The sequence below is a fragment of the Candidatus Aciduliprofundum sp. HYA1 genome (genome assembly GCF_056175085.1).
Genome location: NZ_CM149694.1, coordinates 1,261,405 through 1,277,216, shown reverse-complemented (window position 1 = coordinate 1,277,216; position 15,812 = coordinate 1,261,405). Strand labels below are relative to the sequence as shown.

Annotated in this window: 8 protein-coding genes and 1 CRISPR repeat array (1 of these 9 running past the window's edge); of the genes, 4 read left to right on the top strand and 4 right to left on the bottom strand. The window is 45.0% G+C overall.

The annotated features are described in order from the left end of the window. Positions 1-11: 11 nt before the first annotated feature. The gene (locus AC0S1O_RS06910; RefSeq protein ID WP_475393590.1) at positions 12-713 is read right to left on the bottom strand and encodes a 6-hydroxymethylpterin diphosphokinase MptE-like protein; all 702 of its coding nucleotides are present in this window, start codon (positions 711-713) and stop codon (positions 12-14) included. Next, positions 634-1,812 carry a DUF373 family protein gene (locus AC0S1O_RS06905; RefSeq protein WP_475393589.1) on the bottom strand — a complete coding sequence of 393 codons (1,179 nt, stop codon included), beginning with the start codon at positions 1,810-1,812 and terminating at the stop codon, positions 634-636. The genes AC0S1O_RS06910 and AC0S1O_RS06905 overlap by 80 nt, the downstream gene beginning before the upstream one ends. Before the next feature lie 74 nt (positions 1,813-1,886). Between AC0S1O_RS06905 and AC0S1O_RS06900 the strand changes: the two genes are divergently transcribed. Continuing rightward, complete coding sequence (locus AC0S1O_RS06900) at positions 1,887-2,555, top strand: fumarylacetoacetate hydrolase family protein (protein ID WP_475393588.1); 669 nt, start codon at positions 1,887-1,889, stop codon at positions 2,553-2,555. Here AC0S1O_RS06900 and AC0S1O_RS06895 read toward each other — a convergent pair. Continuing rightward, positions 2,536-3,294, bottom strand: a complete 759-nt coding sequence (locus AC0S1O_RS06895; RefSeq protein ID WP_475393587.1) for an HAD-IIA family hydrolase — start codon at positions 3,292-3,294, stop codon at positions 2,536-2,538. The genes AC0S1O_RS06900 and AC0S1O_RS06895 overlap by 20 nt on opposite strands. 140 nt (positions 3,295-3,434) lie before the next feature. Here AC0S1O_RS06895 and AC0S1O_RS06890 point away from each other — a divergent pair, with 140 nt between their 5' ends. From AC0S1O_RS06890 to AC0S1O_RS06880, 3 genes are all read left to right on the top strand, one after another. Then, a complete protein-coding gene (locus AC0S1O_RS06890; protein WP_475393586.1) occupies positions 3,435-12,110 on the top strand; it encodes a fibronectin type III domain-containing protein in 8,676 nt (2,891 codons plus the stop codon). Positions 12,111-12,287: 177 nt separating this feature from the next. Then, complete coding sequence (locus AC0S1O_RS06885) at positions 12,288-12,893, top strand: hypothetical protein (protein WP_475393585.1); 606 nt, start codon at positions 12,288-12,290, stop codon at positions 12,891-12,893. A 1-nt stretch (position 12,894) separates the two neighbouring features. Continuing rightward, positions 12,895-13,599, top strand: a complete 705-nt coding sequence (locus AC0S1O_RS06880; protein ID WP_475393584.1) for a metallophosphoesterase family protein — start codon at positions 12,895-12,897, stop codon at positions 13,597-13,599. Positions 13,600-13,601: 2 nt separating this feature from the next. Here AC0S1O_RS06880 and AC0S1O_RS06875 read toward each other — a convergent pair whose 3' ends face one another. After that, entirely contained in the window at positions 13,602-14,747 is a 1,146-nt protein-coding gene (locus tag AC0S1O_RS06875) for a hypothetical protein (RefSeq protein WP_475393583.1), read from the bottom strand. A 145-nt stretch (positions 14,748-14,892) separates the two neighbouring features. Further along, positions 14,893-15,812: direct repeats of the CRISPR family, unit length 29 nt; unit sequence ATTTCCACACTACTAAGTTCTCCTGAAAC (it continues 2,923 nt past the right edge of the window).

Genomic DNA, 15,812 nt, shown 5'->3' with positions numbered 1-15,812 from the left:
ATTCACAATATTCATTTTGAATTTAAACTTTCCCAGACTATCCTTGCTCCAGAGTTTGAGGCGTACTCAATAAGGTACCTAGCCCATCTGAGTTTCTTTCTCTTCATCTCCATATTCTTCCCCTTCTTTATTCTCGGATGTTCAAAATCAAATCCCACAAGGTGAATTTTTGCTCCAAAATGCCAGGCGAGAAATACGGCCCTATCTCCATCGGTGAATCCTCCAAAATTGTACACATTTTCAACGGGTTCTATCTGGGTTGTACCAAACCTTTTTTGAAAGAAATCCACGTAGTTCAGGAGATGCATGTTGTCTCCATGGGCATGGATTCCGAACACGGAGTTTCTTAGTTCCAGCAATTTTGAAATGTCCCCGTCGAGGTCCGTGAGCACTATTCTTGGCTCTATGCCAAATTCATGAAGCACCGTGGCAGAATCATCGGCGGCTATGATACATGCCCCATCGGGAATGATCTCAATCTCCCTCTCTAGGGTGGGGGAGAATCCCGTGACGTAAACCTCATCTTCCAAAATATTTTTTATATCGCTTTCGCGAATATGCCTATCACCCAGAATTTTGGAGAGCATGTTCCTTGCCCGAATTTCTTTTTCGTAAGAAAAACTGAAATCTGCTTCAATCTTGCTGTACAACTTCCTCCAGTTCTTCCAGTACATCTTCCTCTTTCTCCTCTTCCTGCTTTTTTTCTTCTTCAATCAAACCCTCTTCCTTTAACTGCCTCTGCAGGAATGCCGCTGTTATTGCGAGGACTACCCCGCTCACGGCCATAACGGTTATGGGTACTATGGATGATTCGCTCTTTGCCTTTAGGATTATCAGAAGGTAATCAAGGGCTGAGTATATGATCACGCCCATGGCTATGGTGGAGAGCAGCGCGATCCAGAACGATTTTGTGTAGGTGCCCTTGTGTACCCATATATCGAAGGTCTTACCCCCTTCTCTTATCAAAACTGAGAATACAAACCACACTATGAATGTGTGCAGGAAAATTATTATCTGAACTATGAAATCCTCTCCTTTTACGGCATCGTTGTAGCCGAAATCAAGGCCAACGAGGAATACGAGAACTGCAAGGGTATCTGCGACAATTGTAACCTTTGCCTGGGCCATTGAGGTGCGAATATGCGCAATGATCTGTTTTGTTTTCTTTCTTATGCTGTACACCCTGTCTAGGAAGTAAAGGCCAAGGGTTAGCGTGATCACCGTTAGTGCCAGGGTACCTGGAGTCATGAGGTTCCATCCTGGAAATATGGCCCTTATGAATGCTATAAGAATTGCCGCTGCAGCGTATGCTAGGAAAATCAGGGCCACGGGCACAAGAATCTTCTTTGCCATCTTCTTATCTTTCATGGCCTTCATTATGAAATAATAGGTGCTCTCTATGTTCTTTGATTGTCTGACTATAACCTTCCTCATGTGGGTTATGGGTACCTTTGATGTGATGAGCGGGAGTATGTACTCATCCTCACTTCCATCACTCACAAATATGGCGTTTTCAGGCTTGACCTTCTTGATTACCTTATCAAGTTGCTTTGCTATAATCTCATCACTTTTAAGGCCCACATCCTCATGCCCCGTCAGAGTTGCAACCTCTACATCCTTTCCCTCCTTCTTGAGCCTGTCGTAGAGGGAAACGGCAGCAAAAATTGCATTTGCATCGGAATCTTCGGGATCTGCAAGGGCCAGCTCCGTGGCAGCGTGCAGATTTTTCTTTCTTCCGATAACCGGCCCCTTTACCCCAGCCTTACGTCCAAGATCATCGTCCCTGTCCACGCAGAGAATAAGAGTGGTCACAAATCTTAATGAACTTGGATTTATATTAAACTTTTTGTGGAAAATGATTTATTCCTTTGAAGCATTCTCACCCTATGCTGAAATTACCCTTTATGGATGGCGAGTATGAGGTTAGCCCCTCAAAGATAGTGTGCCTTGGGAGAAATTATGCCAGGCATGCCGAGGAGATGAAGAGCGAGGTGCCCAAGGAGCCCATCATATTCCTCAAGCCTCCATCCTCGCTCATAGGCCCAGATGACTACATAATCCTACCACCACAGAGCAAAAGGGTGCACCACGAGGTTGAACTTGCCGTTATAATTGGCAAGGGTGGAAAAAATATACCTGCCAAAGAAGCTATGAAGCATGTTCTCGGCTACACGATACTTCTCGACATCACTGCCAGGGATTTGCAGGCAGAGGCGAAGAAAAAAGGGCTGCCCTGGAGCGTTTCCAAGGGATTTGATACCTTCGCACCCGTTGGACCGAGGATAGTTTCTGCTGATTCAATAGATCCCCATAAACTTGAAATTGGCCTGAAGGTGAATGGAGAGATAAGACAAAAGGGAAGTACTGAGGATATGATATTCAAGGTTCCGGAGATCATCTCCTATATATCCTCAATAATGACCCTTGAGCCAGGGGATATAATTGCCACCGGAACACCGGAAGGTGTGGGAGAGATTAAGGATGGTGATGAGATAGAGGCATGGATTGAGGGAATTGGGGTGTTTAGGGAAAGGGTTAAGAGAGATATCCACTGATAATATCCGGTAGCTTAGCAACGCTTTCCACTACAATATCTGCCTTTCCCTCCCTAGCCACGCCGCTGAGCACGAGAACCTTCTTTGCACCTATTCTCTCTGCAAGAATCATATCTGTTTCCACTCTATCGCCTACTACATAGTAATCTCCGCCTGGAAGCATCTTCTTTATTATTTTTACATAGGGGTCATTGGGCTTGCCCATTACTCTAGCTTTTTTACCTGTAGCAGTTTCTAAGGCAGCAACCATGCTTCCAGCACCCGGGATCAGTCCTTCCTCCGATGGAAAATTTTTATCATCATTCGTCGCTACGAATTTTGCACCATTGTTTATGGAGAGACATCCATATTTTAATTTATCATAGGTGAGCTCAAGATCCATACCCACTATCACGTATTCTGCATCTTTCCAATCTTTCATTTCTACTACTTTCCAGCCAATTCTTTCAAGTTCGTCGTATATGCCCGCACCTCCTATCACAAGGGCCTTCGCCCTCTTTCTTTCCATTTTAAGAATCTCGGCAGTGACATAGGAGGATGTGATTATCCTATCTGGCTTCACATATATTCCCATTGCCTCTAACTTCTCGGAGAACATCCTTCTGGTCTTCGTGGAATTATTTGTGGCTAGGACGAAGGGAATACCATTCTCCTGCAGAAATGAGATGAACTTATTTGCACCTTCAATTTTTCTGTTTCCCCTGTAAAGCACACCGTCCATATCTATGATGAATTGCATATGGGTGAATGGATTCTTGAGAATAAATGTTGTGGAGGCATAGTGCATTGTATTGTTCAAAAAATTTATTTTGAACCAGAAGGTTTATATATTCTATATTAAATTACTGTAATATATTATCTTCCCAAGAAGGTGGATGCATGAAGGTGAGGGTGACTAAGAAACTGGCTGTAGTGATGCTCTTGGTAGTGATGCTCTCCGGAAGTTTTGTGTTTTTGGTTGAAAATGCCTCAAATGGTACGCATTCCTTTTCCAAGGATGCAGATGCTGGAGGAAACGTAGAGAGAAGTACCCATGTGTTTTCAGAAAACATTCATGGGCAAATTGTGAAATACCAGTATCGGTACTTTACTCAAAAGGATATATCTCTTCTCAAAAAAAGAATGGGTGTTAGGGATCCAAATAAAAATTACAATGTAATTATTGATGGCCATGGAACCGGTTTGGCACCTCCAACTGAAGAGGAATATGAACGGATGATAGGAACAGTTAAAATAGTTACAGGTATTGAAAATTCAAAGGGACTCAATTTACCATCAGAGGAAGATCTTTCAACGGAACCTTATTTCCCCCCTGTTGGGGATCAGGGTATTCAGGGATCCTGTGCTGCTTGGGCCACTTCATACTATGCTAACACATATTTGCAGGCAAGACTCCATGGGTGGACTGATGTTTCTTCAAATCCTCACCACCAGATGAGTCCTGCGTGGACATACAATAAAGTAGATGGTGGTGTAGATAATGGATCGTATATGGAAGATAATTGGTATATTATATACAAATTTGGTGATGCTTCTCTTGCCACCATGCCTTACAATGATGAGGATTATCTATCCTGGGGTGATGAGAACGCATGGAGAGAGGCTCCCGTAGGGAGGACACTTAAATATAATATATCATATACCCAATCTATTGACACAATAAAATCATTGATTAATGAGGGTTATCTCGTAAATTTTGCAATAAATGCAAGTGCATTTGGTACAGCATTTTCAGACGGAAATTACATAATCTCTTGGCAAGAGTATGAGCCATTTTCTGGAGGGGTTAATCATGCACAAACTATAGTGGGATATGATGATTCAATATCTGATGATGGGGATGTGGGGGCATTCAAGGTTGTAAATTCCTGGGGTACAGGATTTGGAGATAATGGGTTTTACTGGATTACCTATAAAGCATTTTCGAATGCTGGGCTGTGGGGCATTGTGGAACAATCTGAAACGGTAAACAATCCTCATTTGGTTGCAACATGGAGATTTTCATCTCCTGGCTCAAGAGATACGCCGTTCGAGGTTGGAATAGGATCACCAGATGCTCCTAAAGCAGTCAAAAGTTTTTCAACAAGTGAGTTATATATGAGTGGTCATCTATCTAATAATGGATATTATGAGGAATATAAATTTCCAAGTTTTATGCTGATGGATTTAACTGAGTTTGAAAATTATTTTAATTCAGGAGAGCACAGATTCTTTCTCAAAATAGAAGTTCCACAAGAGACCACAGCAAACTATACATACAGCGTAGTATCTTCATTTAGAATAGAATATTATGCAGGAGGTTATGATCCGGGGAATCCTACGGGGATATCGGCTGAGTCTCCAGATGTGCCTGTTTTATCACCGACCACGGTTACAAATGTTTATCCATCTCAACCATCACCCCCTCTTAATTTGTTGGCAGTTTTAGATAGTGGGGGTGTTTATCTTACTTGGAACCCGCCTATAACTGATGGAGGCTCTGCGATAACGGAATATAAGATATATAGGGGTACGAGCAGTGGAGGGGAGAGTTATCTGGCGAGCGTGAGTGGGAGCACGACGAGTTACACGGATAATAATTTGATTGTGGGATTAGAATACTATTACTATGTTACTGCGGTGAATTCTGTTGGAGAGTCGCTACCAAGCAACGAGGTGAGCTCTATGTACACGGTAACATTCTACACGAATCCGAGTGATGAGGGTTCCATAAACTTTAATGGAAATACGTACACAAATGGAGAGAGTACAACATTGCCAGCTGGTGAGTCTTATGCCTATTCAATAAGTGCAAATGTTCCCAGTGGATACTATTTCGATCACTGGGAGGTAAGTGGAGGAGTGAGTGTGGCGAGCAGCACGTCGAAGAGCACCACGCTCACTGTTAGTGGGGATGGAACTGTTACTGCGGTATTCCTTAAATATACGATACCTTCACCTCCCAGAAACCTTGTTGCCTCTGCAGGCAATGGACAGGTAATATTGAGTTGGGAACCACCTATTGATGATGGGGGTGGTGTCACTGATTATTATATATATAGGGGGACATCCCCCGGGTCTGAGAGCCATATTGGTTGGGCTGGCAATGTTACATCCTTTAAGGATACAGGAGTTACGAATGGTGTGACTTACTATTACTATGTAACGGCGGTGAACTCAGTAGGAGAGTCACAGCCGAGCAACGAGGTAAGTGCCACGCCGGAAGGTACAACATATACGGTAGCATTCTACACGAATCCGATTGATGAGGGCTCCATAAACTTCAACGGGGGCACGTACACGAACGGGGAGAGCACGAGCGTGGCATCGGGCAGCTATTCAATAAGTGCAAATGTGCCCAGCGGGTACAATTTTGACCACTGGGAGGTAAGTGGGGGAGTGAGCGTGGCGAGCAGCACGTCGAAGAGCACCACTTTGACAGTGAGTGGAGATGGCTCTGTTACAGCGGTGTTCACCTCCTCCTCCGGTGTACCATCTCCGCCGCAGAATCTGCAGGCTAGTGCGGGAGATGGGTATGTGGCGTTGAGCTGGGATGCGCCTGTAAATAATGGAGGGAGTGCTATAACGGAGTATAAAATATACAGGGGCACTAGCAGTGGAGGAGAGAGTTATCTGGCGAGCGTGGATGCAGGGACTACCACATACACGGATAACTCGGTGACGAATGGCCAGACGTACTACTATTATGTAACAGCGGTTAACTCTGTTGGAGAGTCACAGCCGAGCAACGAGGTAAGCGCGACACCGCCTAGTAATGTTCTTCCATGGCCAATGTTTCATTATAATCTGCGACATACCGGCTTATCTCCCTACGACACAAGTAACAATCTTGGGGAAATGAAATGGGAATTCCAGACAGGTCAATGGGTGGCTTCTTCGCCGGCGATAGGTAGTGATGGAACGATATATGTGGGCTCTTATGATGATTACCTCTATGCGATCAATCCAGATGGCACACTCAAGTGGAAATTCCAGACTGGTTATCCAGTGGATTCTTCCCCAGCGATAGGGAGTGATGGCACGATCTATGTGGGTTCTCAGGACCATTACCTCTATGCGATCAATCCGGACGGCACACTCAAGTGGAAATTCCAGACAGGTGATGCGGTGCAATCCTCGCCGGCGATAGGTAGTGATGGAACGATATATGTGGGCTCTTATGATGATTACCTCTATGCGATCAATCCAGATGGCACACTCAAGTGGAAATTCCAGACAGAATTTATCATATTTTCTTCCCCAGCGATAGGTAGTGATGGAACGATATATGTGGGCTCTCAGGACCATTACCTCTATGCGATAAATCCGGACGGCACGCTCAAGTGGAAATTCCAGACCGGGGATTATATATATTCAACACCAGCGATAGGGAGTGATGGCACAATCTATGTGGGTTCTTGGGATCATTACATCTACGCGATAAATCCAGATGGCACGCTCAAGTGGAAATTCCAGACAGAAGATGGTGTATATTCTTCCCCAGCGATAGGGAGTGATGGCACAATCTATGTGGGTTCTCAGGACCATTACCTCTATGCGATCAATCCGGACGGCACACTCAAGTGGAAATTCCAGACAGGAAGTGCGGTGAGTTCCTCACCGGCGATAGGTAGTGATGGAACGATATACGTGGGCTCTGATGATGATTACCTCTATGCGATCAATCCAGATGGCACACTCAAGTGGAAATTCCAGACAGGAAATTATGTACGCTCTTCGCCGGCGATAGGGAGTGATGGCACAATCTATGTGGGTTCTTGGGATTATTGTTTGTATGCAATTGGTGCGAGTTCTAATAATGTACCATCTCCGCCGCAGAATCTGCAGGCTAGTGCGGGAGATGGGTATGTGGCGTTGAGCTGGGATGCGCCTGTAAATAATGGAGGGAGTGCTATAACGGAGTATAAAATATACAGGGGCACTAGCAGTGGAGGAGAGAGTTATCTGGCTAGTGTGGATGCAGGGACTACCACATACACGGATAACTCGGTGACGAATGGCCAGACGTACTACTATTATGTAACAGCGGTTAACTCTGTTGGAGAGTCACAGCCGAGCAACGAGGTAAGTGCCACGCCGGAAGGTACAACATATACGGTAGCATTCTACACGAATCCGATTGATGAGGGCTCCATAAACTTCAACGGGGGCACGTACACGAACGGGGAGAGCACGAGCGTGGCATCGGGCAGCTATTCAATAAGTGCAAATGTGCCCAGCGGGTACAATTTTGACCACTGGGAGGTAAGTGGGGGAGTGAGCGTGGCGAGCAGCACGTCGAAGAGCACCACTTTGACAGTGAGTGGAGATGGCTCTGTTACAGCGGTGTTCACCTCCTCCTCCGGTGTACCATCTCCGCCGCAGAATCTGCAGGCTAGTGCGGGAGATGGGTATGTGGCGTTGAGCTGGGATGCGCCTGTAAATAATGGAGGGAGTGCTATAACGGAGTATAAAATATACAGGGGCACTAGCAGTGGAGGAGAGAGTTATCTGGCGAGCGTGGATGCAGGGACTACCACATACACGGATAACTCGGTGACGAATGGCCAGACGTACTACTATTATGTAACAGCGGTTAACTCTGTTGGAGAGTCACAGCCGAGCAACGAAGTGAGTGCCACTCCGGAAGGTACAACATATACGGTAACATTCTACACGAATCCTAGTTATCTGGGTACCATAAACTTCAACGGGGGCACGTACACGAACGGGGAGAGCACGAGCGTGGCATCGGGCAGCTATACAATAAGTGCAAACGTGCCCAGTGGATTTGATTTTGACCACTGGGAGGTTAGTGGGGGAGTGAGCGTGGCGAGCAGCACGGCGGAGATCACTACTTTGATTGTTGATGGTACTGGAAGTGTGACTTCTGTTTTTGTATATTCAGAGATACCTCCATCCCCACCACAGAACCTGCAGGCCAGTGCGGGAGATGGGTATGTAACGTTGAGCTGGACTGCGCCTGCGAATGATGGAGGCTCTGTGATCACAGAATATAAGATATACAGAGGCACGAGCAGTGGAGGAGAGAGTTATCTGGCTAGTGTGGATGCGAGCACGACAAGTTACACGGACAACTCGGTGACGAATGGCCAGACATACTATTATTATGTAACGGCAGTGAATTCTGTTGGAGAGTCACAGCATAGCAATGAAGTGAGTGCCACACCCATGACAGTACCAGCAGCACCGCAGGATTTACAGGCTAAAGTGGGCAATGGATATGTAAATCTTGTATGGAACGCACCGGTTGACAATGGAGGAAATGCTATTAAGGAGTATAAGGTATACAGGAACGGCACGTTGATAGCCACCGTATCTAGTGGGCAGTTATGGTACAATGACACGAGTGTAGAGAAGGGAAAGGTTTATGGGTACTATGTTACAGCTGTTAATTCTGTAGGAGAGAGCGAGAAGAGTAACGAGGTGAGTGTTAAGGCAATAGGTGTGCCAGATGCACCTAGGAATCTTAAGGCGGAGAGAGGAGACGGGTATGTAGTGTTGAGTTGGGAGAAGCCTGCGAATACAGGAGGACTTGAGATAACAAGATACAGGATCTACAGGAACGGCACGTTGATAGCCACCGTATCTAGTGGGCAGTTATGGTACAATGACACGAGTGTAGAGAAGGGAAAGGTTTATGGGTACTATGTTACAGCTGTTAATTCTGTAGGAGAGAGCGAGAAGAGTAACGAGGTGAGTGTTAAGGCAATAGGTGTGCCAGATGCACCTAGGAATCTTAAGGCGGAGAGAGGAGACGGGTATGTAGTGTTGAGTTGGGAGAAGCCTGCGAATACAGGAGGACTTGAGATAACAAGATACAGGATCTACAGGAACGGCACGTTGATAGCCACCGTATCTAGTGGGCAGTTATGGTACAATGACACGAGTGTAGAGAAGGGAAAGGTTTATGGGTACTATGTTACAGCTGTTAATTCTGTAGGAGAGAGCGAGAAGAGTAACGAGGTGAGTGTTAAGGCAATAGGTGTGCCAGATGCGCCTAGGAATCTTAAGGCGGAGAGAGGAGACGGGTATGTAGTGTTGAGTTGGAAGAAGCCTGGAAATACAGGAGGGCTTGAGATAACAAGATACAGGATCTACAGGAACGGCACGTTGATAGCGACGGTATCTAGTAAGCAGCTGTGGTACAATGACACGAGTGTGGAGAATGGAGTCACATATACATACTATGTAACGGCAGTGAATTCTGTTGGAGAGTCACAGCATAGCAATGAAGTGAGTGCCACACCCATGACAGTACCAGCAGCACCGCAGGATTTACAGGCTAAAGTGGGCAATGGATATGTAAATCTTGTATGGAACGCACCGGTTGACAATGGAGGAAATGCTATTAAGGAGTATAAGGTATACAGGAACGGCACGTTGATAGCGACGGTGTCTAGTAAGCAGCTGTGGTACAATGACACGAGTGTAGAGAAGGGAAAGGTTTATGGGTACTATGTTACAGCTGTTAATTCTGTAGGAGAAAGCGAGAAGAGTAACGAGGTGAGTGTGAGGGTAATAGGTGTGCCAGATGCACCTAGGAATCTTAAGGCGGAGAGAGGAGACGGGTATGTAGTGTTGAGTTGGGAGAAGCCTGGAAATACAGGAGGACTTGAGATAACAAGATACAGGATCTACAGGAACGGCACGTTGATAGCGACGGTATCTAGTAAGCAGCTGTGGTACAATGACACGAGTGTGGAGAATGGAGTCACATATACATACTATGTAACGGCAGTGAATTCTGTTGGAGAGTCACAGCATAGCAATGAAGTGAGTGCCACACCCATGACAGTACCAGCAGCACCGCAGGATTTACAGGCTAAAGTGGGCAATGGATATGTAAATCTTGTATGGAACGCACCGGTTGACAATGGAGGAAATGCTATTAAGGAGTATAAGGTATACAGGAACGGCACGTTGATAGCGACGGTGTCTAGTAAGCAGCTGTGGTACAATGACACGAGTGTAGAGAAGGGAAAGGTTTATGGGTACTATGTTACAGCTGTTAATTCTGTAGGAGAAAGCGAGAAGAGTAACGAGGTGAGTGTGAGGGTAATAGGTGTGCCAGATGCACCTAGGAATCTTAAGGCGGAGAGAGGAGACGGGTATGTAGTGTTGAGTTGGGAGAAGCCTGGAAATACAGGAGGACTTGAGATAACAAGATACAGGATCTACAGGAACGGCACGTTGATAGCGACGGTATCTAGTAAGCAGCTGTGGTACAATGACACGAGTGTGGAGAATGGAGTCACATATACATACTATGTAACGGCAGTGAATTCTGTTGGAGAGTCACAGCATAGCAATGAAGTGAGTGCCACACCCATGACAGTACCAGCAGCACCGCAGGATTTACAGGCTAAAGTGGGCAATGGATATGTAAATCTTGTATGGAACGCACCGGTTGACAATGGAGGAAATGCTATTAAGGAGTATAAGGTATACAGGAACGGCACGTTGATAGCGACGGTATCTAGTAAGCAGCTGTGGTACAATGACACGAGTGTGGAGAATGGAGTCACATATACATACTATGTAACGGCAGTGAATTCTGTTGGAGAGTCACAGCATAGCAATGAAGTGAGTGCCACACCCATGACAGTACCAGCAGCACCGCAGGATTTACAGGCTAAAGTGGGCAATGGATATGTAAATCTTGTATGGAACGCACCGGTTGACAATGGAGGAAATGCTATTAAGGAGTATAAGGTATACAGGAACGGCACGTTGATAGCGACGGTATCTAGTAAGCAGCTGTGGTACAATGACACGAGTGTGGAGAATGGAGTCACATATACATACTATGTAACGGCAGTGAATTCTGTTGGAGAGTCACAGCATAGCAATGAAGTGAGTGCCACACCCATGACAGTACCAGCAGCACCGCAGGATTTACAGGCTAAAGTGGGCAATGGATATGTAAATCTTGTATGGAACGCACCGGTTGACAATGGAGGAAATGCTATTAAGGAGTATAAGGTATACAGGAACGGCACGTTGATAGCGACGGTATCTAGTAAGCAGCTGTGGTACAATGACACGAGTGTGGAGAATGGAGTCACATATACATACTATGTAACGGCAGTGAATTCTGTTGGAGAGTCACAGCATAGCAATGAAGTGAGTGCCACACCCATGACAGTACCAGCAGCACCGCAGGATTTACAGGCTAAAGTGGGCAATGGATATGTAAATCTTGTATGGAACGCACCGGTTGACAATGGAGGAAATGCTATTAAGGAGTATAAGGTATACAGGAACGGCACGTTGATAGCGACGGTATCTAGTAAGCAGCTGTGGTACAATGACACGAGTGTGGAGAATGGAGTCACATATACATACTATGTAACGGCAGTGAATTCTGTTGGAGAGTCACAGCATAGCAATGAAGTAAATGTAAAACCCACAAGTTCTTCTGGTCGTTCTTCTAATATGAGTTTACCTGCAAACATGCTAGGTATCTTATCAGTTTATGGACTCTGGATAGCAGTTATCTTGATTCTTGTGGCCATAGTAGTAGGTATTACAGTTTTACATCGTAGGCGGTGATTAGAAGTGACCTTGGGGAAAATAATAAAAAATAGTGAATTTTAACTTATTTTTTATTTTTTGATTTGTGTATGGTAGGTTGTGGTTGTATATTGTTTATTGGTGTTTTTCAATTAATGATGTGCTTTCCACACAATTTCTAAATATTGGATCTTCATATCTATCCTCGGTGATACCATGCCACTTAAATTTGAAGAAATAGTTGAGTTAAGGATCTTAACCGGTCAGGTGATTGGCTACAGGGCACTTTTTGGATACAACAGGATCGCATTTGTGGGAATGAAGAACATTCTGTGCACTGCCATAGCATCCTCCATGGAATCTGCCTACATATCAGCCACGGGGGGTGAGTGCAGATATTTCACCATGGAGGATATTGACACGGCGGCCGATGAAATTGCCGAGTACAGACCAAATCTTATTGCCGTTTTCGTTGGCGGTTCAAAGGAATTTGATTCTCTTCGTAGCACTCTGCACGCTCTCTTCTCTGCCCTTGCAGATAGGGAGATCGATGCCGATTACCTCTTCCACCTCTACACATTCAAAAAAGTCGGGCTCGATGGTCTCCGCGAGGATGAGAAAATACGCAACTATCTTGCAGACAAAAGACTTATGGCCTACATGGCGAATTTTGACGAGGGTCTTGTTGAATTGCGCGATGTGTACCTGCTTGAAAATGAAATATACAGCGAAATAGTGGAGGAGTATCCGATATCTTTCAGGCACACCCGCATATTCAATCAGGGATTGAAGGGAAGGATAATAAAATTCGAGGAGGAGTGATATGCGTATCCTGATACTGAGCGACATACACGGGAATCTGGACGCCCTAAAAACGATTCTGGAGAACGAGAGGTACGATGCGGTCTGGTTTCTGGGAGATCTAACAGATTACGGGCCAGAGCCGCATCTGGTTCTCGACACTCTCAGAGAACTGAGGCCCGAGGTATGGGTTATGGGCAACCACGACTATGCCAATGCCCACGGCGTTGATTGTGGCTGCGGTGAGAAAACCCACGATCTAAGCGTTTACACCAGGGAGAACATCACCCAAAAATTGCTAAGCAGGGAGGATCTTGAGTTTCTGAAGAGCATACCCCTGTACCGGGAGCTCAGACTGGATGGACGCACCTTCTACTTCGTGCACGGATGTCCTGCGGATCCACTCTACGGCTATATGTTCGATTTTATGCCCGAATGCATGCGCAACGAGATTGGAGGAATCATAAATGCCAACGTTCTATTGTTCGGGCACACCCACTTCCCGGTCAAGGGCATAAAGGAGAACGTGGAGTATTTCAATCCTGGCTCGGTTGGACAGCCCAGGGATGGAGATCCCAGAGCCTCATACGGCATATACGACGATGGGTTTACCCTCAAAAGAATCAAGTATCCCGTTGATCGCGTTGTTAGAAAACTTGAGAGTGCGGTTGAGAGAGAGGATTACAGGGAAAGACTAAAGAGCATTCTGCTTAACGGTAGAGTTTGATTTTACCCTTTCTTTTCTCCCTCCTTATATATCTCCAACATTGCATTTAGGGACTCTGCGCGGATCATGCATTGGTAGTACTTCTCATTCAGCTCATTATACTTCCCTCTCAACTCGTTAAGGATATTATTGAGGTTCTTGCACCTTTTTAAAAGATTATTTATCGTATCTTCGCTCTCATTTTTGATCTTTTTCAGAATATTCTTGAGTTTTTTATTTTCTTCAGAGTACCTGCTCACCTCGTTGTTCAGTTCTTCAATTTCCTGTCTGTAGGATCTGCCCTTGTTTCTGAGTTTCTCTATCTCTTGCTCAAGGGTGTGTATTGTATCCTTCAATTTCTCAATCTCTTCCTCCATCTCTGCCCTTACTTTCCCCAATCTTTCGTTCTCCTCCCTCAACTTCTTTATTATTTTTTCTTTCTCCTGAATCTTGTCCATATTCTTTCTCAGCAGTGCATCCTGCTCCTTTATGGCGTTCAGGCACCTTTCCTCGGTGATCTTCCACCTTGGTATGAATTTTGAACGACGTGGTGGCTCTTCATCCTCCTCATCATATATTATGTTCATAATGGTGACTGCTGCTACCTCATCTTTCAGTGATGAGATACGGCCGGAACTCTTCATGGCCTCAATATATTCTTTGGCCTCCCTGTGGGGCTTGAGCGTGTTTACCAAGTTTTTGAGCAGATTAGTTTCTCTGAGAAATTTTATGAATACTCTGACTTCATACTCGTTTTCTTTGTTCACAACTCCCCACTCTCTGAATTTCTCCAGAAGAAATATTTCATCTGCCCTCAGGGTTAGAGTATCCACATCCTCTTTCTGTGTTATCAGGTGTGCAATGTACCTCCATCCCTGATTAGACAGGGTGTACAGGTATTCATACCCCTTGGTGCCCATCCTTCCACTCTTGGTCTTCACCTCTCTGGGCACCTTTTTTCTACGCAAGAAACCCATGAGATACAATCTTCTGAGCCCGTTTGAAATGATCTTCTTGGAGGGTGCCGTGATGCTACCATCATACAGGAGCACGGGATTTCTCTGAAGGCACCTGTGAAACTCCCTGCTCCTCATAACGGGCTGCTTGGTCATGGCTATGCATGAGGCAAAGCTGATTAGTACCTTTTTGTACCCGAATTTATAATTCATCACAATATATGATGATGAATTTTTACTTAACTCTTTTTGTCCCATTAAGTAGCGTGAATTCGCTCACCCCTTTTCCTGGTTTTCGATGGGGCAAATTAGGTTCTCCTATGAACCATATTCTCAACCCATTTTGAAGGAATCTACTATTTCCACACTACTAAGTTCTCCTGAAACAGGTGATAGAATGAGTTGCATAGATGAAATACTGGAAGAATTTCCACACTACTAAGTTCTCCTGAAACGGCGCTTAATATGCGCTTTTTTACCTTATCACGCTCCTATTTCCACACTACTAATTTCTCCTGAAACTCGGCATGCACTTCCGTTCCGCTCTGAAGCATGTAAATTTCCACACTACTAAGTTCTCCTGAAACATCTTATCGTTATTCTCGGCTTTCCCACATATCGCCATTTCCACACTACTAAGTTCTCCTGAAACCCGAGCGATACAGGGGAATGGAAACCAGTGCCTCCCGAATTTCCACACTACTAAGTTCTCCTGAAACTTTAGTTCCTCGTCCTCATCAAGTACTCCCATTTCTCGATTTCCACACTACTAAGTTCTCCTGAAACGATTTTAGTGATGTTGATACTGCTAATGATGGTGTGAAGAATTTCCACACTACTAAGTTCTCCTGAAACTTTACCACCAACTACATACACAATATCCATAGCAGTATTTCCACACTACTAAGTTCTCCTGAAACTTATCCCCACCGTTAAAATTTCTACCCTTTACATAAATATTTCCACACTACTAAGTTCTCCTGAAACGTGTTTGAGGATTTGGGCTTTATTCCTGTGAGATTGATATTTCCACACTACTAAGTTCTCCTGAAACTAAAAGGCACGGATTGAAAATAAAAGGATTTGTAGAGAATTTCCACACTACTAAGTTCTCCTGAAACTCTGTGATCCATCATTGCTGAACGTGAGTTCATAGGGATTTCCACACTACTAAGTTCTCCTGAAACTTTGAGGGAGTTTTTTGAGAAGATGATTGATGAGGTTCATTTCCACACTACTAAGTTCTCCTGAAACTCTATCAACCTCCTTCATATCTGC

What these genes read in the sequence shown, in the direction of transcription:
- AC0S1O_RS06885 (WP_475393585.1), top strand. Translation starts at nt 12,288, where the DNA reads ATGCCACTTAAATTTGAAGAAATAGTTGAGTTAAGGATCTTAACCGGT.
- AC0S1O_RS06880 (WP_475393584.1), top strand. Translation starts at nt 12,895, where the DNA reads ATGCGTATCCTGATACTGAGCGACATACACGGGAATCTGGACGCCCTA.
- AC0S1O_RS06890 (WP_475393586.1), top strand. Translation starts at nt 3,435, where the DNA reads ATGAAGGTGAGGGTGACTAAGAAACTGGCTGTAGTGATGCTCTTGGTA.
- AC0S1O_RS06895 (WP_475393587.1), bottom strand. Translation starts at nt 3,294, where the DNA reads ATGCAATTCATCATAGATATGGACGGTGTGCTTTACAGGGGAAACAGA.
- AC0S1O_RS06875 (WP_475393583.1), bottom strand. Translation starts at nt 14,747, where the DNA reads ATGAATTATAAATTCGGGTACAAAAAGGTACTAATCAGCTTTGCCTCA.
- AC0S1O_RS06900 (WP_475393588.1), top strand. Translation starts at nt 1,887, where the DNA reads ATGCTGAAATTACCCTTTATGGATGGCGAGTATGAGGTTAGCCCCTCA.